This window comes from Acidithiobacillus thiooxidans ATCC 19377, assembly GCF_009662475.1.
GTDB lineage: Bacteria > Pseudomonadota > Gammaproteobacteria > Acidithiobacillales > Acidithiobacillaceae > Acidithiobacillus > Acidithiobacillus thiooxidans.
Genome location: NZ_CP045571.1, coordinates 2234266 through 2257937, shown reverse-complemented (window position 1 = coordinate 2257937; position 23672 = coordinate 2234266). Strand labels below are relative to the sequence as shown.

General features: G+C 53.0%; 36 protein-coding genes. 1 reads left to right on the top strand and 35 read right to left on the bottom strand.

The genetic code is table 11. The annotated features are described in order from the left end of the window. Positions 1–47 precede the first annotated feature (47 nt). The 22 genes from GCD22_RS11980 to GCD22_RS11875 all read right to left on the bottom strand — a co-directional run bounded on the left by GCD22_RS11980 (position 48) and on the right by GCD22_RS11875 (position 16480). Positions 48–530, bottom strand: coding sequence for a type II toxin-antitoxin system VapC family toxin (locus tag GCD22_RS11980; protein WP_051690429.1), 483 nt, complete (start codon positions 528–530; stop codon positions 48–50). After that, positions 527–1279, bottom strand: coding sequence for a hypothetical protein (locus tag GCD22_RS11975; protein ID WP_031568974.1), 753 nt, complete (start codon positions 1277–1279; stop codon positions 527–529). Before GCD22_RS11975 ends, GCD22_RS11980 begins: the two co-directional genes overlap by 4 nt. 331 nt (positions 1280–1610) lie before the next feature. Next, complete coding sequence (locus tag GCD22_RS11970; RefSeq protein ID WP_051690430.1) at positions 1611–2234, bottom strand: lytic transglycosylase domain-containing protein; 624 nt, start codon at positions 2232–2234, stop codon at positions 1611–1613. Then, positions 2231–2590: a hypothetical protein gene (locus GCD22_RS11965; protein ID WP_031568977.1), complete on the bottom strand. Its 360-nt coding sequence runs from the start codon at positions 2588–2590 to the stop codon at positions 2231–2233. The genes GCD22_RS11970 and GCD22_RS11965 overlap by 4 nt, the downstream gene beginning before the upstream one ends. Positions 2591–2592: 2 nt before the next feature. Next, the gene (locus GCD22_RS11960; RefSeq protein WP_065974536.1) at positions 2593–3246 is read right to left on the bottom strand and encodes a S26 family signal peptidase; all 654 of its coding nucleotides are present in this window, start codon (positions 3244–3246) and stop codon (positions 2593–2595) included. Then, positions 3246–5429 (bottom strand): DNA topoisomerase 3, encoded by a 2184-nt coding sequence (locus GCD22_RS11955; protein WP_153940797.1) that lies wholly within the window; start codon positions 5427–5429, stop codon positions 3246–3248. Before GCD22_RS11955 ends, GCD22_RS11960 begins: the two co-directional genes overlap by 1 nt. A gap of 156 nt (positions 5430–5585) precedes the next feature. Further along, on the bottom strand, positions 5586–5894 hold the full coding sequence (locus tag GCD22_RS11950; protein ID WP_031568984.1) for an XkdD/Y8K6 family phage-associated protein: 309 nt from the start codon (positions 5892–5894) through the stop codon (positions 5586–5588). A gap of 2 nt (positions 5895–5896) precedes the next feature. After that, positions 5897–6217 (bottom strand): hypothetical protein, encoded by a 321-nt coding sequence (locus GCD22_RS11945; protein ID WP_139112213.1) that lies wholly within the window; start codon positions 6215–6217, stop codon positions 5897–5899. 135 nt (positions 6218–6352) lie between these two features. Continuing rightward, a complete protein-coding gene (locus GCD22_RS11940) occupies positions 6353–8812 on the bottom strand; it encodes an ATP-binding protein (protein WP_031568989.1) in 2460 nt (819 codons plus the stop codon). Positions 8813–8962: 150 nt separating this feature from the next. Continuing rightward, on the bottom strand, positions 8963–9247 hold the full coding sequence (locus GCD22_RS11935; RefSeq protein WP_031568990.1) for a hypothetical protein: 285 nt from the start codon (positions 9245–9247) through the stop codon (positions 8963–8965). 2 nt (positions 9248–9249) lie between these two features. Continuing rightward, positions 9250–9834, bottom strand: a complete 585-nt coding sequence (locus GCD22_RS11930) for a hypothetical protein (protein WP_031568992.1) — start codon at positions 9832–9834, stop codon at positions 9250–9252. Continuing rightward, positions 9831–10028, bottom strand: coding sequence for a hypothetical protein (locus tag GCD22_RS11925; protein WP_031568994.1), 198 nt, complete (start codon positions 10026–10028; stop codon positions 9831–9833). The genes GCD22_RS11930 and GCD22_RS11925 overlap by 4 nt, the downstream gene beginning before the upstream one ends. An 81-nt stretch (positions 10029–10109) precedes the next feature. After that, complete coding sequence (locus GCD22_RS11920) at positions 10110–10667, bottom strand: hypothetical protein (RefSeq protein WP_031568997.1); 558 nt, start codon at positions 10665–10667, stop codon at positions 10110–10112. A gap of 73 nt (positions 10668–10740) precedes the next feature. Continuing rightward, a complete protein-coding gene (locus GCD22_RS11915; RefSeq protein WP_065974537.1) occupies positions 10741–12357 on the bottom strand; it encodes a DUF3363 domain-containing protein in 1617 nt (538 codons plus the stop codon). Between the two features lie 82 nt (positions 12358–12439). Continuing rightward, positions 12440–13264: a DNA-methyltransferase gene (locus tag GCD22_RS18765; protein WP_139112212.1), complete on the bottom strand. Its 825-nt coding sequence runs from the start codon at positions 13262–13264 to the stop codon at positions 12440–12442. Next, positions 13162–13863 carry a class I SAM-dependent methyltransferase gene (locus GCD22_RS11905; protein WP_051690433.1) on the bottom strand — a complete coding sequence of 234 codons (702 nt, stop codon included), beginning with the start codon at positions 13861–13863 and terminating at the stop codon, positions 13162–13164. Before GCD22_RS11905 ends, GCD22_RS18765 begins: the two co-directional genes overlap by 103 nt. Continuing rightward, positions 13860–14060, bottom strand: a complete 201-nt coding sequence (locus GCD22_RS11900) for a hypothetical protein (protein ID WP_031569001.1) — start codon at positions 14058–14060, stop codon at positions 13860–13862. The genes GCD22_RS11905 and GCD22_RS11900 overlap by 4 nt, the downstream gene beginning before the upstream one ends. Further along, positions 14057–14467, bottom strand: coding sequence for a hypothetical protein (locus GCD22_RS11895; protein WP_153940796.1), 411 nt, complete (start codon positions 14465–14467; stop codon positions 14057–14059). Before GCD22_RS11895 ends, GCD22_RS11900 begins: the two co-directional genes overlap by 4 nt. Beyond that, positions 14433–14744 (bottom strand): hypothetical protein, encoded by a 312-nt coding sequence (locus tag GCD22_RS11890; RefSeq protein ID WP_139112211.1) that lies wholly within the window; start codon positions 14742–14744, stop codon positions 14433–14435. The genes GCD22_RS11895 and GCD22_RS11890 overlap by 35 nt, the downstream gene beginning before the upstream one ends. A 56-nt stretch (positions 14745–14800) precedes the next feature. Continuing rightward, on the bottom strand, positions 14801–15145 hold the full coding sequence (locus GCD22_RS11885) for a hypothetical protein (protein WP_031569007.1): 345 nt from the start codon (positions 15143–15145) through the stop codon (positions 14801–14803). Positions 15146–15180: 35 nt separating this feature from the next. After that, positions 15181–15639: a single-stranded DNA-binding protein gene (locus GCD22_RS11880; protein WP_031569009.1), complete on the bottom strand. Its 459-nt coding sequence runs from the start codon at positions 15637–15639 to the stop codon at positions 15181–15183. A 178-nt stretch (positions 15640–15817) separates the two neighbouring features. Continuing rightward, positions 15818–16480, bottom strand: a complete 663-nt coding sequence (locus GCD22_RS11875; RefSeq protein ID WP_226855983.1) for an SGNH/GDSL hydrolase family protein — start codon at positions 16478–16480, stop codon at positions 15818–15820. A 374-nt stretch (positions 16481–16854) separates the two neighbouring features. Between GCD22_RS11875 and GCD22_RS11870 the strand changes: the two genes are divergently transcribed. Next, the gene (locus GCD22_RS11870) at positions 16855–17229 is read left to right on the top strand and encodes a hypothetical protein (protein ID WP_031569013.1); all 375 of its coding nucleotides are present in this window, start codon (positions 16855–16857) and stop codon (positions 17227–17229) included. A 19-nt stretch (positions 17230–17248) separates the two neighbouring features. Here GCD22_RS11870 and GCD22_RS11865 read toward each other — a convergent pair whose 3' ends face one another. The 13 genes from GCD22_RS11865 to GCD22_RS11805 form a co-directional block, all read right to left on the bottom strand. Next, positions 17249–17866 carry a hypothetical protein gene (locus GCD22_RS11865; protein ID WP_139112078.1) on the bottom strand — a complete coding sequence of 206 codons (618 nt, stop codon included), beginning with the start codon at positions 17864–17866 and terminating at the stop codon, positions 17249–17251. Then, the gene (locus GCD22_RS11860) at positions 17863–18813 is read right to left on the bottom strand and encodes a DNA adenine methylase (protein WP_139112079.1); all 951 of its coding nucleotides are present in this window, start codon (positions 18811–18813) and stop codon (positions 17863–17865) included. The genes GCD22_RS11865 and GCD22_RS11860 overlap by 4 nt, the downstream gene beginning before the upstream one ends. A gap of 57 nt (positions 18814–18870) precedes the next feature. Continuing rightward, on the bottom strand, positions 18871–19980 hold the full coding sequence (locus GCD22_RS11855) for a hypothetical protein (protein ID WP_031569020.1): 1110 nt from the start codon (positions 19978–19980) through the stop codon (positions 18871–18873). 61 nt (positions 19981–20041) lie between these two features. Beyond that, a complete protein-coding gene (locus GCD22_RS11850) occupies positions 20042–20425 on the bottom strand; it encodes a hypothetical protein (RefSeq protein ID WP_031569022.1) in 384 nt (127 codons plus the stop codon). After that, complete coding sequence (locus GCD22_RS11845; protein WP_153940795.1) at positions 20426–20566, bottom strand: hypothetical protein; 141 nt, start codon at positions 20564–20566, stop codon at positions 20426–20428. Next, the gene (locus GCD22_RS11840; protein WP_153940794.1) at positions 20556–20729 is read right to left on the bottom strand and encodes a hypothetical protein; all 174 of its coding nucleotides are present in this window, start codon (positions 20727–20729) and stop codon (positions 20556–20558) included. Before GCD22_RS11840 ends, GCD22_RS11845 begins: the two co-directional genes overlap by 11 nt. Then, on the bottom strand, positions 20722–21453 hold the full coding sequence (locus GCD22_RS11835) for an ATP-grasp domain-containing protein (protein WP_051690435.1): 732 nt from the start codon (positions 21451–21453) through the stop codon (positions 20722–20724). The genes GCD22_RS11840 and GCD22_RS11835 overlap by 8 nt, the downstream gene beginning before the upstream one ends. 5 nt (positions 21454–21458) lie before the next feature. Beyond that, entirely contained in the window at positions 21459–21623 is a 165-nt protein-coding gene (locus GCD22_RS11830; RefSeq protein WP_153940793.1) for a hypothetical protein, read from the bottom strand. Further along, positions 21620–22234 (bottom strand): hypothetical protein, encoded by a 615-nt coding sequence (locus GCD22_RS11825; protein WP_031572152.1) that lies wholly within the window; start codon positions 22232–22234, stop codon positions 21620–21622. The genes GCD22_RS11830 and GCD22_RS11825 overlap by 4 nt, the downstream gene beginning before the upstream one ends. Then, positions 22219–22494, bottom strand: coding sequence for a heavy metal-binding domain-containing protein (locus GCD22_RS11820; protein WP_031572151.1), 276 nt, complete (start codon positions 22492–22494; stop codon positions 22219–22221). Before GCD22_RS11820 ends, GCD22_RS11825 begins: the two co-directional genes overlap by 16 nt. Beyond that, on the bottom strand, positions 22491–22886 hold the full coding sequence (locus tag GCD22_RS11815) for a hypothetical protein (protein WP_031572150.1): 396 nt from the start codon (positions 22884–22886) through the stop codon (positions 22491–22493). The genes GCD22_RS11820 and GCD22_RS11815 overlap by 4 nt, the downstream gene beginning before the upstream one ends. 97 nt (positions 22887–22983) lie before the next feature. Then, entirely contained in the window at positions 22984–23307 is a 324-nt protein-coding gene (locus tag GCD22_RS11810) for a hypothetical protein (protein ID WP_139112105.1), read from the bottom strand. 38 nt (positions 23308–23345) lie between these two features. Next, the gene (locus tag GCD22_RS11805) at positions 23346–23645 is read right to left on the bottom strand and encodes a nucleoside triphosphate pyrophosphohydrolase family protein (RefSeq protein WP_170286743.1); all 300 of its coding nucleotides are present in this window, start codon (positions 23643–23645) and stop codon (positions 23346–23348) included. Between the last annotated feature and the right edge of the window lie 27 nt (positions 23646–23672).

The following is a 23672-nucleotide window of genomic DNA, read 5'->3' as shown; positions in this document are numbered from 1 at the left end:
TGAGCGTGGAATTATTAGTTACCGGTTACTGTATACTTATATTGTCTTCAGCACTTTTCAGGGCTTTCAATTTGAATCTCTCTTTGAGTCGCCGCTTTAGGATTTGAAACGCTTATAGTAAAGCCGTTAACGGTAATTGTCCCCTTGCCAACCAAATTTACGTCAAACGAGTGAAGTACTCTTGTTTGATAATATGCGCATGTAGCAACATGAACTGCATCTTTTGGGTGGATATTCGAGTCCCACACAACATCTCGCGCAAGCTCTGCAATTTCTCTAGTCAATGGCTTTTGGCTAATAAAATCTTGCCTGAAAAAGTTACTAACTAATTGACGCTTTGACGGGTCTAGCTTGGGAGTCCCTTTCTTATGAATCACTTCAGCAGTTGTAAGCGTTGAAGTGACAATATGTAGTAATCCCTTCTCACATGTGGCCCAAACATCATTACAATCAGCCAATTCAGCAGGCAACTTATCTTCATTGATGAGAGCAAGAAACGCATCTGAGTCCCAATATACAACATGGGTCATGTGGAAGCCTCTCCTGCAAGCAACGCTCTCATCTGCGCAAGAGTTGGTATTTCAGCTTTATCTGGAAAATTGACAATACGCGACGCCTTTATGCTTACTGGCATTCCATCTTTTCTAAATCTGACAGTGCCGATAACTTCAACTCTCTTTTTAAAATTTCCTAGTGCCTGTTGTAATTGAGATTCAGTAACCTCGCATTTCACAGCGCGCTCATCAATTACATCGTATATGACAAATTGCATTTTTCCATGAGCATCCACGCGCTCAAGGATTCCATCTACAGCCCCCTGCTCTTCATAGGCTGGGGCAAGAAGATTGTCCGCTTCGGTGGCTACTTTGCGAACGACATGAACAGATTCTTCTTGTTTAGACCAAATCCTTACATTTGGCTCAACTTTGGATTTCTTGAATAAGGAAGCAAGAGATTTTGCATACTCAACGGCTTTATCGGAAAACTCTCCCGGCCTTACTCCGTTAGCCAAAGAGCGAATTCCGGAAACCATTATTTCGCGCACCCTGTCAGAATTCAAATTTTGTGCGCTCGGCATCACTCCTACTGCCGCGCTTCCAGAATAAACTTTAACAGACCATTCACCGCTATCTGCCTTATTCCCAGTAACCTGCCTGGACAGCTCTTTAACCAACCCCAAAAAGTTGTCAGTGGCTTTCTGAAAATCTGCCATAGAAATCACTTCCTCATCCAGCTCAAGGGTGATATCAGTAGTGATTTGTTTTACATTAATAGCCATTGCTAATCTTAAAATAACTCTCTGTTATGGTTGCGCAAAAAGTACATCGTCAGTTTTCTGTTAATTTCACCAAGTGTTACACAAATGTTGTTGCGCCTACATGCCGATAGGGTACGATTAGACCATGTTTCAGGCTGCCTGGAAAGCCTGCCTTCTACTCGATCGAGAAAGGCTGTAACCCGGAAGCCTGCATTGATGATCGGTACTTCATGGCCTCAAACGAACTGAACCTGCTGAACGCCTTGTTACTTGGTAAAGGTACAGAATCCGATGAATCAGATTGACCATTTGCCCTACTTGGCGTCAGTCCTTTATCGCCGCGTAGTCGATCTTACCAGCGCAGTGAAAACGGCCCGGTTGTTGTTATCTGTTGGTCGCGGACGACCACGGACTTTGCTGTCCGCCAGGACTTGGCTGCCGGAGAGGTCTTCTGCCATGAGAGCGTAAAAACCAGCGGTTCATGGACCAGGTGGTGATAACGCAAGGCGCCGGTGCCAGACACCCAGACAGGCACACCGGCGGCCGCCAGGATTTTATCCGCATAAACGGGGTCGCCGATCAATTGTCCTGAATTGTACGCTTCAAATGCATGGAACAGGGCCACTTGCCCGAGTCCGTAGGTCGCCACGGCCTGTCTGTAGGCCGCTTCAAGGATTCTGGCACCGACGCGGATATTGGTACAGGCATCGAAAGCATTGTCCGGTGTCAATCCGAACGCAGCAAAGTTGGCCGTGTTCACCTGGGCAATTCCCACGTCTACCGACTGCCCAAGGGCCATGGCGCGCATCAGCAACGCGCTGGCCTGTGCAGGACTGGAGGGCAGCAGACGCTGTCCGGTGCTGTCATTGTCCATGGCCAGCGGATTGCCGCCCGATTCTACCTTGACGATGGCGGCCATGGTCTTTGGGGCCACAAAAGGGGCACATTGCTGGACCAGTGTGGTGACGGGGATCATGGGTCTTCCCTTGCTAAGGCGTTTAGTAACTGCAAAGACCATTTTTGGCATCTATCCAAGGCTGGAGGAAACAAAAACAGGGGTGCTGCAAGGAACACCAGGAAACTGCATAGCCTGCCCCACCAGTCCAGGTCCATCCGTTCTATAAGCGGCGTTAAATGTTCGGCATTTCCAATCCATACCTCGAAAATCAGCATAACGCTGATGCTCAAACTCAAAGCCTGTTTTATGGTCCACATACGGACTGCCGGATCACGAAAATCCAGGCGACGGACAGTGGGCCATTCTGACAGGGCTTTCCAGAGGATCATCAGGCAGGACAGGATAAGCGCAACCAGATAAGGATGTGCCAACATGGTCACCCCTTTGTTTCCGGATGATACCAGTGCTGGCTGCCGGGAATGACCAGCACCGGATGCAGGCGGGCCAAGATATGCGAGAGGGGGACTGGCCCGTAGTAGGCAGACGTGAAGGCGAAGTTACCGGGGGCATAGTCCCAGAAATATCCCTTGGGAATCCGGTATTCGCCATAGGGCAGGTGAATGACCGAAATGCCATCCACCTGATCCACCACCCGGCTGTTTGGCAACAGATCCCCGTTGGCATACACGCCCTGCGGGGTAATGCGGACGAACTGTCCGGCAGTCGCCGCGACGATCTTGGCAAAGGGCATGAGACTGTTGGTGCAGGGACCATGGGGTTCATGGAGCAGCCAAAGGCCACGCACGGCCTGTAACATGGCCGGGTTGTCCTCTGCGGGAACGGCTTTCTGGAAAGCAGGAAACCCCACAAAGGACAGATGCAGCGGGTTTCGGGTGGACGGGCACACTTCCACCATGTCCCCATCTTTCAGCGCAGGATGCGGAGCAGGTTCCTTCTCGTAAAACCCCAGAGGCAGACAGGTTGTCCAGTTGAATGACCAGTCTTCCATGCGGGCAATGGCCAGCAGTCCCGCCATGGGCAGAATGATGGCGGCCAGTGCGCTGATGCCGATTGTGGACAGTCTGGGCATTATTTTCTGGCCCCGAAAGGCTGGCCCGGTTTGCCGTTCTCGTCAGCCAGCAAGGGATGCCCGTCACGGTTGGAGCAAGCCCAGAAAAACGTTCCTTTCTTCTTTTTACTCTCTATGCGCCGGACGGTGCCGCCGCAACCGGGAACGGGGCAGGGCGTACCGGCTCCTCCGGATGAGCCGGTTCCCTTTTCAGAGCCAAAGGGAGCGCCGGGTTTCCCCTTCTCGTCGGCCAGCAGGGGGTGTGCATCCCTGTTGGAACAGGCCCAGAAAAAGACGCCCTTTTTCTTTTTACTCTCCATGCGCCGGACGGTGCCGCCGCAACCAGGGACCGGACAGGGAGTGCTTTTCTCCTTTTTTCCCTGGTCGAAGCCACTCACGCCACTCCCTTCCTTGAGACGACCAATGATCGTCTCCACCTGGGTCGTGATGGCTTTCCCAAAGCGGGCTGGTTCGAGGGCGCCTTCAGCGATCCGTGTCAGATAGTCTTCCCACTGGGCGGTGGTCACCGGGTCGGCCATGTTCCGTGTCACCGCGTCCTTGCGCAGCCAGGCGATGAGCGATCGGCCCTTGCTGGTGGAGACCAGCTGTTTGCCCTTTTTCTCCAGAACGTCGCGTTTCAGCAGGGTTTCGATGATGTTTGCCCGTGTCGCCTCGGTGCCCAGGCCCGACGTTTCCTTGAGTTTCTTTTTGGCTTCCGGGTCGTCCACGAATTTATGGATATTGCTCATGGCCTCGATGAGCGTGCCGTCCGTAAAGCGCGCTGGCGGCTTGGTTTGTTTTGCCTGGACTTCTCCCTCCTGGCCCTGTAAGGGGTCTCCAGTCTGCATTTGCGGCAGGGGCACCCGGTCTTCACTTTCTTCTTCGTCGTCAGCACCGTTTCCATACAAAACCTTCCAGCCGGGATCGATGTCCTTGCGCCCTGTCGCCTTCCAGGTTTCGCCGCCAAGTTCCACGGTGGCGGAAATGGCGAGATAGCGGTAATCCGGCAGGAAAAGGGCCACATAGGGCTGCATGACAAGCTGGTAGAGACGCTCTTCTGCAGGGGATAGTCCGTTTGGCGTTTCTCCCGTAGGAATGATGGCATTGTGGGCTGTAACCTTGGCGTTGTTCCAGGCCGCATGCTTGCGGCGCGGGTCCAGCAGCTTGCGGGCCGCATCGGGCATGGGCAGCTGTTTCAGGATGCGGGATGCATCAGCCAGTTGTTCTTCTGGCAGATAGCGGCAATCACTACGCGGGTAACTGGTGAGCTTCTTTTCATAGAGCGACTGGGCCGTATCCAGCACCTGCTGGGCACTCATGCCAAAGCGGGCTGATGCCGTTTTCTGCAGGGCGGACAGGTTGAAGGGCAGGGGAGCGGACTGTTTCTGCTCTTTGGACTCGTATCTGGTGACTTTCCCCTGGCCACGGGCCTTGGCGGCAATGCGCTCGGCCAGGTTCCGGTTGATGATCCGGCCTTCGGCGTCGAAGCCTGGACCGTCTGTATGCTTTGGCTGCCATTTGGCGAGAAATGCGCCGTTGACGTGTCGGCATTTTGCCAGCACCTCGAAATAGTCCTGGGGCCGGAAATGCTCGATGGCATTGTCCCGGTCCACGATGAGCGCCAGGGTCGGTGTCTGCACCCGGCCCACGGAAAAGAAGGCGCCGGAGCGTAGGGTAACGGCGCGGGTAAGGTTCATTCCGACGAGCCAGTCAGCGCGGCTGCGGGCTTCGGCGGCGTCCTTGAGTGGCTGGTATTTGCCGTTGTCTTCCAGGCTGGCAAAGGCCTTGCGGACGTTTTCCTGATCCAGGGCCTTGAGCCATACCCGCTGTACCCGGCCCCGGTAGCGGAAGTGCTCCAAAATCTCGTCGATAAGAAGCTGTCCTTCGCGGTCCGGGTCACCGGCGTTGATGACGACATCCGCGTTTTTTAACAGTTGCCCGATTTTCTTGAGCTGGTCTTTGGCATCGGGTTTGGGATGCTTGATCCACTCGCCGGGAAGAATGGGCAGGTCTTCCATGCGCCAGATTTTCTTCTTTGTCTTTGGGGATCGGGGCAGGTCGTCGGGCAGGTAATCATCGGGTTCAGCCTGTTCCAGGATATGTCCAAAGGCGTTGGTAATCTCATACTGACTGGCTTTGGCACCCAGACCTTCGCGGATAGCGCGGGCCATGGATGGCTTTTCGGCGATGATGACCGTGGACATGAAAAAACCCTCTATCGAAACAATGACAGAGGGGTATAGCGCAGATTCGTTGTGTTATAGCGGACGGGCAAGAGAAAGCCCTGCCCGTTCGCTATAATGCAAGTCCATGAGTCAGCGGCAAGCCAGAGCGATGACGCACTTGAGTTTTGGCTATCGTCAGACTGGATGTTCAGGATGGGGTGACTCACTCTGGTCTCGCATCTTGTGCAGGATTTCCCGCAATCGTTTGTGCGCTTCACCCTGGATGGACAGTGCATTGATCTGGATGGCCGCTTCCAGAAGCTCCGGCAGGGCGGCAATGAGTTTGGCATCGGCCTCTGTAAATTGCCCCTTGTCATCTAATCGCCGCATGTATTCGCCGCCCTTGTCCGGCCAGAGAACGACCCAGGCATCGTGCGCGCCGAGCCTTTTGGCCTGCCAGGGTCCGGTCGTGTGGGACTTCATGATTTCCTGGTCGGTTTTCATGGCTAAATATTCCTCCTTTCCAATTGTGATTTTTGCGCCTCTATGATCTTTCTTTGTTTTTCTGATGCCTTATCTATTCTTAACTGTTCTTTGTATCTGCGATGCAGCATCATCAAATCCATTCTGCTGATCGGTTTGTCGTGCTCATTGATGTATCCATAAGCCATGGCTTTGTTTGCGTCATCCAGTTTTTTTAATGCAGATGCACTGATTGGATAGTTCAGAAAAGCAAAAATAGCAACCAGGCAAAAAAAGATGAAAAAAGAACTTAAAATTATTATTATCAATGCTGTAAAAACTGGAGCGTGTACTATTCCATACATGATTTAAGACCCTTGCATCTTCTTTCAGGAACCACAACTCTTTTCTGATACGTTCACCAATCAGCGCCAGGGCCAGATCAAATGTTTTGCCCGTTTCTTTTCCGTCCCACCGCAGATAGTGCAAGCCCAAATGAATTACACACGCTCTTTCGTCGCGTCCTGCAATGTGTCATCTCGCCATTCGAGGTACTCCAGCACATCCAGAAAGCCTGCTGCCGCAGCGTTGTGCTCGATGGTCCATCTGGTTTCGCCATTCTGAACATAAGGCACCCAATCTTCCGGAATCCGTTTGGCTTCTTCTGCTTTTGCCATGGCGGCATCTTCCTGCTCACGCACCCATGGGTCCCATTCTTCATCCTGGGTATGTTCCCATGGTTTTGGCGTTTGAAAACGGTAACTATTCCCATGCCACGCAGATCGTATAAAGTCCTCTCTTTCAGCCATCAACTCTGGATCACCATAATGCGGGGCAACAACGCTTTGATACCAATCGAAAGCGGCATCTGGAAGCTCTTCCGGCAGTATGCCCAACACTTCGGCATACCACTGGCGATCTCTTGCATCATCCTGTGCAATCATTTCGCCCCAATGTTCATCAGCTAGCCGATCTTCCATATCTCTTGCGCGTGTCCGATCACGATCTTCCGCCAGCTGCTTTTCCGAATCTCGTACCAATGTCTCCCACTCCGGTGGGAGTGGGCACAAACCAGCTTCAATCAAACGGTTGTTTTCGGCTTCGATCCAGTCTTGCAAACGACTGTCTTGCTGGCGGATATCTTCATTTCTGGATTCCAGCGCCAGGCGCATCATGGCGTCATCCACAGCGACAAGGCCGCTATCCAGACCGTTTTTAACCCGGCCATTGCCCATGCGCTCCTGCAGCAAACGTTCGCGCCAGGCTACGCCAGAAGGTCGTTTACCCGCATTTTCCATGCTGGACGTGTATTTCTTGAGCCAGATATACAGGAACTTCTGACGCACGGCAGCCTGTTCCAGCACCAGATCGTGGAACCGCTGATAAAATGCTTCATCGTGACCACAGGAAAGACTGTCGCCCTGGTGGGAAATCTCATGCTCCACGAGGCTAAAAATCTTCATCGCCGTTTCCAGAGGCTTGGTTTTCAATGGCAACACCTGTTTCCGGTCGATGGCGATATAGGCCGAACCGTCAGTCCATGCTTCAGCAGTATTGGAGTCCCCCAAAAACACACGAAAGCGAATGCCGCCCCGAGTCCGTCGCCCATACCAGAATTCTCCACCCGTACAAATGGCCGCGTATTGTTCCAGACACCATTTCAAGGCGACCCATGCCCGCCGGGTTTCCTTGTCCAACGTATTATCCGGAGCAAGGGCAATGCGACTTTTGAAAGCTTTTTTGAGCACGTCAAATGAAAGCAGCGCAGGTACGGAAAGAGTGCTGAGGCCCCAATACTGGATATCATTGGTGGACACATGATCCCGTAAATTGTCCTGTATGCGCCCAATGACTTCCACGAAATCCAATGCATTGTACAAACCAAAACGGGAGAGCGTGATGGGATGCACGAAAACGGCCATACCGGATGCCGCCATGGCTTCGGCCTGGGGGATGTCCCGTTCGTTCTCAACGACAGCAAAACGGTTATTCTGAACAACGCCTTTGTGGTAATTGCAATGCTGACGCAGGAACTCGTTCATAGAATAATGCTTTTTCCCGGGGAGAATAGTCACCACTGGTTCTTTATCATAAATCCGGTGCAACTCCGGATCACCAGACAATAATGCGCGTGCGCACCGTTCACGATAGGCTTCTGTTTTGCGTTGGGCATTGCTATTGCCCGAGGCGCGGGCCGCCAGTGGCGCGAACACCTTAGCAATATGTTTCCAAACGGGATCAGTTTTGCGCAGGATCTCGGTGCGGGATACGTTCAAGCCGATAGCCCTTTTGGAGACGATTAGCCCTCCGGCACCCCACACATGCCCGGGATCATGTCGAACCAGTACGCCCTGATTGTAGATGGCTACCGCGCCTTCTTCCTTGGCGCGGTAATATCCAAAGTCATCCACATGGTCCCATTTTTCCAGAGCGGGGTTACGGGTGATGAGCTTGCCGTTCAAAATGATCTCGATGGGCGTGTAGCGCACCAGGTCACGTACCTCCTGAATGGCCGCTAGGCGCTCCTGCTCAGTGAGCGGTTCATACCAGCTGCCGGTGATCTGGCAGCCAGCCACTGGCTCCGAGATGTCCTCCAAATCGTAGGCATACCCCATTTCTCGCGTATCCACCGTCATTTGCCAGCCATGCGATCGCCAGATGGTGCTTGCATGGGCCATGATCTGCCCGCGTCCCAAGCGGAAGCGTCCATACGTGGCGTCGCCTTCTTCGTGAGGTGTGCCGAAACGTCCGAAGTAACGGAGCACATCTTCTCTGGTGGCAAAGCCGGCACCATCATCACTGCAGGTGAACCCCTTACCGTCCATAGTCAGAGCAACTGTGGTGGCTTGTGCATCTATGGAGTTCATCAATAGCTCAATAAGCGCCTTGCCAATAGACCCTGCCTGGCTGTAGATGATGTGGTGGATAATCTGCGGGTCAAGCTCAAAGGGTCGTAGCATGATCAATCTCCAGATTGTTTGTCTTTGAACGTGGTATAGCCACAATTAGTTTGATCAGTTTGATGTTCCAGGGATTGGATCACATGCGTTTTCAGGTGTGAAAATCGAACAATTAGGAAACAACTAATAGTTGCCCTTTCCCCGGTCACATCACAGCCAGAAAACAACCACCTTCTTTCCCTTTTCTACGGCTATCTGGCAAGGAATGCTCTCCACGGAAGCGAGCTTCTGAAGAACCGCTTCACGATTTTTATCCTTTCGGTACAACCATCCTACAACGCATTCCTGCCCTTCGATCCAGATGCCTACTGCCTGATCGTCAAACCGGTTTTCTGGATCTCGTGCAATCCTGGCTACATGCTTTGAAGGAATAGCCTTCAGCCCGGAACGTCCAGGGAACTCCTGATTAAAAGCCAGATTGGACACTCTACGCATTTTTAAGCCCACCTTCGCATACTGGCTTCCAGAGCCACGGGAAAGTCCATCACATCGTCCACAACACCCACTTCAACAGGTACTTCACCCACATCATATCTGCCGCAACAGTAATATCTGGCACACAGCATTTTCGGCAGCATGCCTGCGTGCAGGACATGCTCCCACTGATCATCCAAAAACCCTACGGTGCCGAGGTCGTGCAGAATATTGGCTTTGTCTTGCGGCGTAGCCGTCCAGTCTGCACAGACAATGCGGCCCGCCGGTATAAGTCCGGATAGCGAGATCGCACGGGACTTGCGCTGCTCTTCGCCAATGGCTGTCACGACCCAAACTTCGAAGCCCATATCTTCCAGGGCATAAATCAGGTTTTTAGCATCCGGCAAAAGGGGTATACCCGACCAGAACACCGCATCCTGAGCCAGATCATTCCAGAAACCATCAATGCCATAGCGTGCTGACAGTTGAAAGCTATCAGCTAGTACCGGCAGCTTTCGTCCCAGCTTGTACTCCATGTGACGCTGAAAATGCCGATCAAAATCCAGTAAAACGCCGTCGGCATCCAGGGCAATTTTTCTGCGTATCACGAACCTTCCCCTTGTGCTCCGTCAGATAAATCTTCCTGTTCCCCGTCAGTAAATGGCAGATGACTTCCGTGGACAGCCTCCCACTCCCAGTCAATATCCTCATCGGAATCCGTGGACACCAGATCATCCGGCGTCAGCTCCACTTCCTCACCATTCAAGTCATAACCAATAATACTTTCTTGCTGTTTTTCCATGCTGTGTCTCCTTTGCAAAAAATAGTTTGTCGATTTGCCGCGTTAAAAATATAAAATCAACCATTGTCGCCAAACAACAGGCTATACATCTGCTTCAATAATAAACCCATCCAAATTATTTTCTTTCATAAATAATTTTGGGTCAATTTTAACGTGATCTGACCTGGATTCTTTTTTTAATTCGTCAATGGTTACTTTGCCTTTTATATTGAGAATCTTTACCCATTCCCCATCCAAATAATTTTGTGCGTCTCCCAGGAACACAACCGCTGAACCGTCAGGAAGAACATCGAGAGTGGCTTTGATTTTATCAAACAACGGGGTCGGTCCTTCTGTCACTTCCTGTATAATGCGCAATGTGTATTTTATAGGCAGAGAGAGCAATGCGGTAACAGTGCCAGAACCCACGTTGGTAAAATAAAACTCATCGCCGTTACGTTGTCCACCCGCAACGCAGCAATATATTTTTTTATGGTTATATATCAGTTGATATAGAAGCGCCATATAGGTTTCACCGGGCTTTTTTACGTCTTCCGGGATGGATTCATCAGGCATTACACCACCTATAACATATCGGCAGTCTATCTTCTTCTGATTCCCATAATCGCCTTTCAATTTCCGAATCTTTGCTTGTCCCATTCCACATCTGCTCCTATAAACCTGTACGAATCAAAGGATACTTTTTCGACTCATCGTAGCACCGCCGGTCTCGTCACTCGATGCCAGTGTCCTTGTCCTTGCCATCTTTCCGGGTAGACGAACGTCCGGCAGATCGCCGTTCCTGTTCCACCCGTTTCCTTTCTTTTTCCTGCTGCTCCTGTTCCAGCCGCGACTTCTTTTCCTTTTCCTTCTCCCGTTCCCGCTGGCGTTCCAGCAACTGATGATGCCAGTGGCGTTGGAATCCGGTATTGGCATTGGGGTCCGGCTTCTGCCCGGCGTCCAGGGCATCATCCAGGGCCTGCGGGGGAATCGGCAGCGCAGACTTCACCTTGTCCGCTATCTCCAGCCCGTAATCCTGTACCCGGGTGTAGCGGACCGTCCTGCCATCTTTCTCGAACGCCTTGCCCTCGATGGCGACCAGGTGCCGAAGCGGCAGTGCTCCAGCAGCGCGAGCCTTCTCTATCCGGTTATCCTGATACACAATATGCGCCCGGTAGTCCGTGCCCTCTATCAGGACAAAACTCCGGTCATACTGTTCATCAAGCCCGGTGCCGAGAACACGGCCAACCAGACGCTCTTCCGGCCGGATCTTCGTCACCTGCGGCACGCAGCGGGGTTCCGTCATCAGCGCCCGTGACTTCGCCACCATCTCGGTGCGGGTACGCAGTCCCTGCAAATCACGCAGCCCTTTGGTCCATCCGTGATCCAGTACCCAGGCACTATGGCTCACTTTCTCGGCCAGCCCCATGCGTTCCAGGGCCTCCAGCCGGCCCATGCGCCGCCGCTGACGTTCATAACCCCGGCTTTCCGGGAGCAGTGGTGTTTCCACGACAGCCGACCGTCCATCAGGCAGGGGCCTGGCCACGGCTTCGATGTCCCGGTCCAGGGGCGTCAACCGGTGGGCCTCCATTTCCCGCTGGCGGGTTTTCTCGATCTCGGCGGGACTGCGGTAGCCCAGGTGTTCGGTGGCCACTTCGGATGCCAGATTGCGCATACCGCGCTGAAGCAGTTCCCGGGGGATCTGCAGGTTGCCGTTACCGCGCAACAGCACATGCGCGTGCGGGTGTGCCGTGTTGTAGTGGGCCACTCCCATCCATTCGATACCGGTCTCCCGCAGGTGCGGGGCAAGACGGGCTATGTACTCCCGCGTGAATGACTTGAGGTCCATGCGGTCGCCGTCTTCCGGAGAGATGATCACCTTGAACAGGCGGGGGTCGTCAGCCAGCTGCCAGTCATTCAAACGTTTGTGCAGGGATACGTCATCGGATTGCACGTCGAATCCCGTTCCGGCGCTCCTGTCTTCCTGGGTGCCCTCGCGCTCCAGGTACTTGCCATGGGCGGCCCATTGACCGGGTTTGCGGTTGCTGACATAGGAAACCTTGATTGTCACCCTGCGGGCCGCCTCTTTCATCGGCGGGCCTTTCGGGATCGGGCGAATGGGATGCCGGCCATTGATGAGCTTGTTGCCGGCTGCAAGCCTGCTCGTCTGTCCTGCGGCCCGGGCGATTTTCGCTATGCTTCGTCCATGCAGATTCACACGCTCCTGGATGACTCGCCGGACTACTCGCGCCGCCTGGGGGCGGCCACGGGAGCGTTCGTCATCGTCAATGGTCTTGCCACGGACGAAACTCTTGCCAGATACGGAAGTGTCGGAACGTTTCTCTGTCATGTCGGGGTATAGCAGAAGTTCGGTGACAGAACGGCGGCATCAGGAAATCACCAACATGGTGAATATGTTCCGCAATTGCCATTCACGAAAACATTTTCAGTTGCTGTCTTTGCAAAAGTGGTTTGTGGTAGATACGGTTGCGTATCAACCACTCCCGGTTTTCCTGAATCCTCGCCGTTGCCATGGCCGCATATTCCGGATTCGCTTCGATGATCCGCCAATCACGTCCGAGACTTTCTGCAACGATAGCGACGGTGCCGGACCCGCCAAAGGGGTCCAGCACCACGGCAGGGATGGGATCGGCGGCGTCGCACTGGCATCCCGGTTGCCATCCGTCCGTGCGCAAAGTTATCGCACGCGGCCCCGTCTCCACTTTCGCCAACACCTCACGCGCCGCGTTGGCCTTTCCTCTGTAAAAAGAGGAACCGTTCTTTCGCACCCAGGGCGTGCCGCAGGTGGGGCAAACCCCCTTTTCAGATGTTCCGGCGCGAATCATGGGGTCTACCAGACCCGGAGGGAACACGGCAAAATGGGCGCCATGGAAAGGCTTTGTCGAAACATTCCAAACATCGCGCTGATTGCGCATACTATTGGCAAAAACCGTGTCCTTACGATTCGGCCGGTGCGTTCCTGCGGATTGTCCGGGAATGCATTGTTCCCGTTTACTGCCGACTCTGCGAAAAGACCCCGCTTGCGCGGATTGCAGGCTGACCGTCGGCTCCTGTACGGCAATATGGTCGTAAAAATACCGCTGCGATTTCGAGAGCAAAAAAACCATCTCGTGGGAGCGCGTCGGGCGGTCTTTTACGGACTCCGGCATGGCATTAGGCTTGACCCAGACGATATCAGATCGCAGAAACCAGCCGTCTGCTTGTAGGGCCAATGCCGCCCGCCAGGGAATACCCATAAGGTCTTTGGGCTTAATACCGGAGGGTCTGCGGGCCGCAGGTCCATGCCGTGCACTGACAACTTTTTATCAATGTCACGAGTGCTGTGATTGCCCGACACATAGCTGTCGCCCAGATTCAGCCAGAGCGTGCCGTCGTAACGCAGTACCCGGTGTGCTTCCCGGAAGACTTGCACCAGATGCCCGATATAGAGCGCCGGATCGGGTTCCAGTCCCAGGCAGCCGCGCCACGCGCCGCATTTGCGACAGAATTGTCCATGAGCGTGTTTTTTATGATTTCCGTTGGACGTGCGCGATGCTTCTGCGTAGCTGCGATCCGTCGTGCGCGTTTTCCCATGTACGGTTTCCTGGCGAATATCGTGGGCTTCCGTCCATTCGCCCCAGTCGTGGTCACAGTCCGTGAACGTCTCATGGTTGGCATGCGCCGGAACTGACATAGATGGCAGCCCAGCCATCGGCGCATACCGCACGGGTGCCCAGATGACGGGTTCCAGTCCATAATCTCGCAGTCCGTAATAGGGCGGGCTGGTAATGATGCAGTGAACGCTTTCGTCCGGTAGATCACGCAGGCGGTCCAGAACGTGCTCCTGGAGAATCACGGGCGCTCCTTTGCCGTGATCGCATTCACCAGCTTGCGTACTGCAAAAAGACACTCGGCGGCAGTATGGGCGATTGGGCCATTTTTCGGGTCGCGGATGACGCGCCGGAGAACGGCCTCGAACGCCTCGCAGTCCGGCAGTACGGACTTGCAGTCGGCGGGTTTGCACCCCGCAAGGGGCTTGCAGTCGCGGCTCATGCCGCGCTCTCCCTGGACGCTTCCCGGATGAACGCCTGCAGCCACGCCGGATCGTTCCACGCGCCCTCACGCACCATGCAGTCAATCAATTTCTGAACAACGTTGCCATCCACACTGTCTGCCCACTCATGGAAATCCGGATCATCATCGTACGCATCGATGAGCGACCCCATGGCAAGGGCATAACCCACCGGCAAATGACTGGCATCGACATGTCGAAAAACACGCTCGGCGATATGTTGAATGTTGGCCATCAATCGCCCTCCGCGCGGTGTAACGGAATAGCGGGTTTGATACCGACACACTTCCAGTTCAGCGACTTCCAGGCGACGGTGGCCGCCTCGATGCCGGAAAAGAGGGAAAGGTAACGCATCAATTCCCCCGCTCATGCGGCACGGAAACAACATCCGGAGCCCGCGTACTCAGTACACAGCCGTCTTTCAGTCTCTGGTTTTCCCTTTTGAGCCTTTCTTTTTCTTTTACCAGACGATCTATCTTTTCCCGGAAGGCCCTGACATCTTTCAGCCGTATCCATTCATTTTCATAACGCGCACATTCAATCTCCGCGCAAGCCTCAAGCAATGCACCGCGCATGGATTCGATGATTCCGGTGTCCACAACCGGATTTCCGGTCAATGGAACCGCCGCTATCCTTTTCCAGAGAATATGAGTTTGGATTTTCATGGCGGGGTATAGCAGAAAGTCGTGGGGATTTTCAGGACAGCCTGCCCGCGCACGAATCAGAACAAGGACATCTGTCCAGGTTCCGGCTCTCTTTGACTTTCGTCATCAATGATACGGGCCAGCGCCACTACCGCCTGACGCTCCCCGGTATACTGGGCCAGCGTTGCGCCCGCCCCGGCGCTTCCCAGATTCTGCATGGCGATCTGCACGATTTCCTGCTGGTCATTACGCTGGTGAAAGTGTACCAGTGTGTTTTCGACCATATTCCGCGCCCATTTTTCACACAGCCGATCGGTAACGGGCTGCATGGCAAGAAAATGCCGATACCATGCAGCATAGGCTGAAACCCAGATGTCACGATCAGCAGATGCTGCTACCTGACAATATTCGCGACGAGGCATTTACACGAGTTACTGAGCAGCTTTATCGAACCGCTCTAAAATGGAATATCGTTATCAAAATCTTCCATCGGCGGGGGTGGGGTGTCCCGTTTGCTGGTTCCGTTGTCGGTCGGAGCTGAAGCATGACTGCCTGTTGATTCACTGGATGCCTCTGCGGGGGTGCGACGACCGCCAACCAGCGTCATCCGGTCTCCAACAATCTTCGTGGTATAACGGTCAATCCCGTCCTTATCCTTCCATTTCTCGGTCTGCAGACGCCCCTCGATATACACTTCCGAACCCTTGCGCAGGTACTCCCCGGCAACTTCCGCCTGCTTGTTCCACAACTGGACCCTGTGCCACTCCGTGCGCTCCTGGGGATTCCCGTCCCGGTCCTTGTATTTCTCGCTCGTGGCTACCGACAACTGCGCCACTGCCGTTCCGTTCGGGGTATACCGCAGCTCCACATCTTGTCCGAGCCGTCCCAATATGATCGCTTTGTTTACACCTGCCATGATTTGCTCCTTTCATTGCCAATACCCAAACAGCACAACGGGTCTCATCCCGGCGCTGTCTGGGTATAGCAGGAAGTCGGTGGCAAATGGCTTAGACAGACTGACAGGCCATGATTCCACGACTGCACAAGCGCCAGGGCATCCCGGCCGATGTGCTGTTTGCAGAAACGCCCGCAAGTTAAACGTCTGCAATAGCAAGGGCAATGGCATGTACCATGACCCGAATCCCTTCCCAATTGGGATGTACCTCATCCGTCCAGAAATACTGCGGATGATCCCTGCTCAAGAAATCCCAGCGCACCAGATGCACATTGGGATAGGTGGCCGCCGTCTGCAGGTAAAGCTGCTGCACTTCATGCTCCCAGGGCCGGGGCATTTCCGGCATGACCAGAAACACCTGGCGTGGGCCAGTCATTTTCAGCAGTTGCTCCATGTCCGCAGGCGATACTTCACCATTCGTCCCCAACTCGATGACCACATCGCCAACACCACGGGTGACACCCGCCTGTTGCAGGCTCTTCCAGATAGGTAATGCACTGGAGAATTGTCTGCCTACCCGTCCGCTAATCAGCGCATTGGGAAACACATGCGCAAAATAGCCAGACCAGCCGGTCAAAATGCTGTCGCCGATGAAAATCACTCCGACCGGATAGCGTCTGGGAAAACGTAGCACCGAACGAGCGTCCAGCACATAATCCGGACTGGGAGACTGGGCAAAATCCTTGTGCGCATCGATAATCGCCATACGGTCCAGGTAACGTTCCGGGTGTGCAATGGCAGGGCACGAGATGACCAGCAGCATGACCCAAAGCAGCCGGTTTACTTTTTCGATAAATCCCATCCCTGATGATCGCCTGTTCAGCACTCCCTTGCGTCGCGGTATAGCATGGAGTCGGTGGCGACAGTTTGGCTGCTATCCTTTCTGAAAGATCAGGGGGCCGCTACCGACCAATGAACAGAAACAGAAATCCGGGCAGAGAACGCTATAACTTAGGGTTCCCCCTTTATCTTGCGTTAATAAAAAAACATCCAGAAAGAGGTTAGAAAAGGTTTCGGATTGTTTTTCCGGGTTTCCCGAAGGCTTTCCAGCCGACTCCACGGATAGCTGCTCTTATTATGGTGGCATAACTGCCGGAAGTATCGCGATACTCATGGCATAAATGCCACCATTTTTAAGCTATACCCAGGCAGTCAGAAACCAGGAAAGGAAACAGCATGCGCCGTCCACGCAAACGTAAAACCCGTACCATCGAAGAACGGATATGGAAATTCCAGGATGAAAAATCCGCCCGTCCAGTCACTATCAATGCCGGGCAGAAAACGCTTGTCATGTTGCAGGGCCTTGCCAGACAGGGAACCTTCCATACATCCTGCGGACGACTGCTACAGTTCGTTCTCGAACACGCCACCAAAGGCACAGACGGAAACTGGTACTACCTGGGACCCGTCAACCTGGCAGCAGACGCCGCCAACGTGGAACACAAACAGGCCTTGCGCTGCATGAAACGCTTCGTCGAAAACGGCGTACTGGAAAAAATTGATAGGGAAGGGGGGAGAAAGGTGAAACCGTACCGGATCCTGATCCGTTAGCTAAAACACAACCAGGACACTAGACTGCGGCAAGTTCCGCATTCCGAAGAGCCAGAGGCTTGTATTTCGGTCCCAGAATGTAGTTCTTCAGCACGGCATATCCCATGGCCTGCAATACCGGCGCAGGCAGCCATACGTTCAGGGAAACCATGTCATCAAAAGCATCCAGCACCAGGATGGTCAGATTCTCATCAGGACAATAATGGTCCATGCACCCCTTGAACCGGCGACGAGCCGAAGGGGACTCATAAGCAAGCTTGGCAAAATACCTCAAATGAAACAGCGTAGAATAAAACGGACTTGGGAACGTCGGCAGGACAAAGGAACGGTGTGTTTCCGGAATCTGGTCGTCACGATGTGGCAAACACCGGACATTCCTGGCGTACACAGCCATATCCGTGGACAAGCCGGTAAAACGCAGATACTCCAGAATCCAGCCGCCTCCCGCAAAAGATTCAGATTCCTTGTCTGCCGGAAGCACCAAGGAAAAAAGCGCACTGGAAAACTCGTCCATGGAAAAATCCAGGACCCTTGGCGGTTCGATAATTACCCCATGGTCCCACAGGGCAGCCTCGGTATCCCATAACTTCATCGGCGGATATGGAAAGACGTGACAGGCAAGGTCCATCTCGTTCACGAGGCACCCCCAAGATCATCAAACAACTGAAAGGCCACCTGATGGTTCTGGCTGGCCTGCGCAGTCGGAGATATCCATAGACACTCCGTCCTCGATCTTTCAACCCGTGCTCCACGATATTTGCGGGTGTGCCCGGAAACCCGAAGCTCCAGATCGAATTCCCTGCGCACCCATCCGGCATCTTCAAGCGGGGTATACACATCACTCGGATATCCGGAAAGCAGCACCATGCCCTTGACCTGCAACAGCAAGGCCACTAACCGGTCATGGAAACCGTCGTCAGTTTCTACCTGATATGTACCACGATCACCGGCAGGCCGGTTCACTGTTTTGCTCGCCCGCGTGCTATCCACATAAGGAGGGTCCAGATAGAAAAGTGTCCCCCGGTCATCCCATCGGGTGATCACAGAAAGGGCATCGTCAGATTCTATGGCCACGTCGCGCAAACGCCTTGCCACCGACATCATCTTGTCGATCCGCCCACGAAAAGCCACATTCTGGTCCCGGACACGGGAAACCCCCCAGGAAACCTTTTCCCTGCGCAGTGCCCCTGTGCCACCAAAACCCTGGCCTTGTGCCACAAAAAAAGCCCAGGCCTGCACTACCGGGTCCGGGTCGTCCAGAGAATCAATGGCCAACTCATATTCCTCGCGGGAATAGGGTGTCCACTCCAGACGGTCCAGTAACAACTTCCGCTCCTCGGGGTTCTGCAGAACCCGAAAGAAATTGGTAAGCCAATGGCTCGCGTCATTGTACACTTCCACATCAGAAGGCTGTTTGGACAGCAGAACCGCAGCCGAACCGCCAAAGGGCTCCACATAGGCCGTGTGCGCGGGAAATAGATGAATAATGTCACCAGCAAGTCGGCTCTTGCTGCCCATCCACGGAAAGGGCGCTACCGACCGGTACCATGCTATCTCTGGAATCAATGTGTCAGGACAATCCAATGAAATACACCTCGTATCTTCGCATCCTGACGGTATAGCCAAGATTCGGTGGTGGATTTATTCGATTTCTTCGGCCTCCCGACGAACCTGTTCTTTCCGGTCCGGTGTCTTTGTCTGTTCCTGACGCACCAGTGTTCTTGTGTCTGTGGAGAGCCGCTGAATAGCCTTTTCGGAAAGCGCTTGATCCTGACCCTGCAGGACCGCCTGCCCGAGCTTCGTCAGGGTGGTTTCGATGGCTCTTTGTGCGGAACCGCGCCCGTGATATGCACCGGGAATGGCCCGCATCACAAAGTGTGCAGGAATCTCGCCGGTTTCTACCCCTTGCCGGATCGCTTTTTCAGCCGTAATAGCCTGCCCCTTGCGGGCAAAATGGATTCCATGTCCCTCGTCCAGAAGCACACGGAAAATTATATACTGCCGATCATTCAGGATTTCTGCTGCGGCATTCTGGAGTTTTTGCTCCTGATCTTCAGATACGTTGTGCGTTTCTGTTATCTGTGTACCAAGCTTTGCGAGAAAATCATCTGCCACTTCATAACTACTATCCGCTTGGCGGACCCTGGCGTTTTCATCATCCAGGGAAACATCGCGCAGATGCCCGGACTCCACCATATGCGCCCGCTTCTGCCAGTCGATGAAGTCCCGGACCCCATCTTGCAACCCATGTTTAATGACCGCCTGGGCCACCCCACGATTTGCCACTATGTATGCCTGGTCCCTTGTTAGTCCGGCATCCTGCATGAAATCTCGGACGGCGGAGGCATGCGCAGCACGGAACTCCCGGACCGTCTCCGGCGACGGGCAGTATTCAGAAAAGTCCAGCCCGCGAAGCTGCAGGGAAACCGTAGCGGCGAGTTCCGTTGCATAGGCCCTGGCGCGGATTTTTTCATCCTGGTCCAGGCGCGACACGGAACAGGACAACATTTCCGCACGGGCAAGCAATGATTGCCGATCTTCCTCAACGGCATCCCGTGCCCGTGCCCGCAGCGTATTCGCGCGGGTCTTTCGCAAATCCGGCAGACGATCCCATAACTCGGCCATTTGCTGATCCGCGTCCAGCCCGCTCAAAGCAGCAAGCAGATGGAACACCTGCTTGTCCTGCTGGTACTCGTTCTGTCGGTCCGCTGGCAACCCGGATTCCCGTACAATGCTGTCAATTGTTTGCATCCGCCACCTCCGCGATACAGGCTTGCCTTGGTATAGCGCAGGACTGGCGGGGTGATCAGAATCAACAAAATCGTTTTTTGCGAATCGTGACAGGAATTTTTCTGGACGTCTCATCGGCTACCTGACGGATTTTCGCCGGCGCAGTCTTTATGTATCTAAACGTGAATATGTTAATGGGCCGGTGCTTCGTTTCTATGTAGTGACGCATCATCACCTTCTCTGCAACAGGCAAGTTTCTAAGCCATGATTCAGGCACGTTATAGCTCGCTTCCAGATCCCAAATGACAACAAGCACAACAAAAATCATCCCGCCAATAATCCCAAGGGTATTACCAATCTTTTCGTTTTCTCTAAAGAAAAACCACCCAAGCAGATAAGACAAAGCGCCAACTCCCAGCATGGAAAAAAGGATTGTCGCATTAAAAAACCATAAAATATCGCCCATTTAATGCTCTCTACGAATCCAGACCCGGAAATTGCGATACACTTGACGTACTTCCAACACTAGAACCCACACCAGTAATAAGCCTACGGCGGCGGGAATCACCAGCCAGATCCAGGCGAAAAACGAAAGGTCAGCGGGCATCGTTTTCCTGTTCTGAATTGCACGGACAACCTATATAACTTTCCAGCAAACAAATCTTTTCCCTAAGCCGCTCGATCTCATCTGCCGCTTCTTCCGCAATCGAAAGATCGTCGTGCTGGTAGTTGGCCAGGGCGCGAAGCCTGTTTGCAAGATCATCAGCCATGATCTACCCCTGTTATTTCATCCCATCGGGCACACAAAAGATCAAAATAATCCGACGAAGAACAAGAACCTGAATAAAAGCCCAGTGCCCACCCATCGTTCACTTCTACCAAGGCTACCTTGCCGTCATCCAGCACTCCTAAGTCTATGCTGTATCCTGCCGGAGCATCCTGATACTGCTTCGCCATTTCACTTGCCGCATAGTGCAGCATCATCTCCAAAACAGGATCTTCCGCATCATTATCGTCGTAGCGACCCGCACCCAAGACCTTGCCGTTGCAAACGTAGTACCGCCATTCCTGGGTAAATGACACTGGATCCGCGCACCAAAGCACATCATTTGCTGGTAAGTCTTTCAGAGCGATTTCCTGTCCATCACCATCCGGCCATACGAAGCCTGTAAACAGCTTTTGGCGAGCGGAAGGTTTCACAAAAACCCTGCGGCCATTCGCCAAGACATTTCCTGCCGTATCCAGCCAGGTTTCCCTATGCAAGAACTCGCGCAAACACTCCGGATAGGTCGATACATAAGACGGGTCCATTTGCTGATGAATCATTGCTGCCAGACAAAACCCCACCGAACCGACCGGCATCCATCCAGATTTCGGGAGATTCCCAATATCCTCTATGGAAGCGAGCGTAAGGCGATCCGCATGGGCGCGAACAGCGATGCCCGCCCGCAAAGATGAATTACGCTGTAAAACCACTTCCCGTTTTTTGACCATCGGAATTAGCCCTCTTGATTTGTCTCGGAAACCGCCTCACCAGCTCCGTCCAGATGTTCCTCTGGCGTGCCATGATCTTCCTCATGGCAATAATCCGGCGGCGGGGTCTGTTCGCCTGGTTCGCGCCAACTGGGTGCGCCACAAAACAGGCAGCGGTACGGTGGATTCATGGTTTTGCTCTATGAAGCATTTTAATCTGGTAAGTATCTGGCCCGATTTGTGTTATCTGAGCGCGACCGTGAATAATTTTGTTTCGGACCCTTATATAAGGCTTTGGTAAATTCTTTGTTTGCACCATTTTGGCAAAAGCCGCATCTTGACGCTTTTCTTTGGCAATCTGCGTCGCTGTCAGTGGAATAGGCATTTCAAAGAGTACCGGCGTTCCCCGCACGAATTGAATATTTTTCACTATTGGTTTGGAAGCATTAACAGAAACAGGCATGGACGGCATCAACGTAGACATGAACTCTAAAACAGACACGACGATGATCACGGCAAGCAGTAAAATGAATCCCTTTTTCTTGTCGCTGTAACGCTCCCAATGGGGCCGCATCACATTTTCTACCATGAACAGCACCAGATAGCCCACTACAAAAAACAATCCGACAGCGAGCAGGATTATCCAGAAGATATACAGCGAAAAAGGGTGCAGGGCGAAAAACCGCGTCACGCCGTCCAGATTGGCAGAAAAACGGAAACCGGAGAACGCACAAAAAGTCATGAAAAGCCCGAGGGTTATCATCCAGGGCATAAAAAACAGTTCTGTTAATCTTCTAAACATATTACCGTCCCATAAGCCATCATCACCCGGATCCCCCGTTCATCCACCATCGGGACCAGACGCACGCCGATAACTGCCTTAGCACCCAATGTACGGGCCTTCTCTTGCAGCATATCCAGCGTATCGTCCGGCTGGCGGGAAAAGCATTCGCCATAATACGCCCGGTTCATCACGGTAATGATTTGCGTGTTTGGCGATTCCTGAATGGAATCTGTTGTGGACAAGGGTATTTTCTGCGCTTCAACGGGTTCTGATCTCATACCCATATTCCTCCTGACTGATAGGTTGGCAGCTTTAATTTGAACCCCACACCCGGACCGTAAAGCGCCTCAAACTCACCTAAAAGATTGTGAAGATTGGTGACACCCAATCCCAAATCTACATTCATGTTGTAAAATTTCACGAAGATAGGGGCGCATGATTCGCAAACAACCCAGGACGCTAGAGGAACCTCATCGCCATAGATGCGCTCTTCGACCTCATTGGCGTAATCTCGCCAACGCTCCACCTGGATATATTTCGCACCGCGCCGGACCACATCACCGCATGAACAGCATCGTTTGCCCCTATTCTTGTCATAGGGCAAAAGACGCATGTTTGCGCTCCACCACCACGCCGCACCGTCGCATTCTATGGCACAAGAAATAGTCATGGTTCTCTCCTCTTACTGATCACAAAGCCCGTAAGAAAATGCACAAGCTGGCAGGTTTAGATCCACATCAGCAAACAAGCTCATCGGGCCATTTTTATCATTGGCCCAAAATACCTTCCCTTTCCTTATATTCTTCGACCATGTATGGATGGCCTTTTATCATTATCTTCTCAACGACGTTCGGATGACCGGTTATGATTATGATGGATTTATGATTGGACTGATAAATGAGTGAAGAAGAAAAAATGACAATAAATACCATCATAAGTAACACCAAGCGCCATTTTTTAAGTTCATGATAAAGATCGGTCATGTTGTGATCCTCCATCCTCGCCCCGGTCGATCGCCTTTCTTGGCGCATCCAGGGTAGACGTACCGGGGGTTTCCCTTCTTGTTGAGATATCGGGTAAATAAATTTCATGATTGATATTCCCTCATGACAAACCATTCTCAGCTAATCTAAGTTTGGTGATGCAAGTAATTAATCATTTTTTTCGCCTTATCGTCTGCCCATTGGGACATCTCATTTCCATCTATATCTCCAGCGCCTATTAAGCGCCATATAGCATGGTAAACATCACCGCATTCGCGTGTCAGCGATTCACGATTAGTGGGGCCGCCGTCCGGGTGTACGCTTTCGTAGCCGTGCCGCAGTATTTTTCCAACAGCCTGTACCACTTCTCCGCACTCTTCAGCTAGTAAAGCCAGTCGCTCGGCTTCGGCTGGAGTCAATCGGTTAAAGGGTTCCATTTTTCCCATATCTAGCTGCTCCTTAGTCATCGGTTA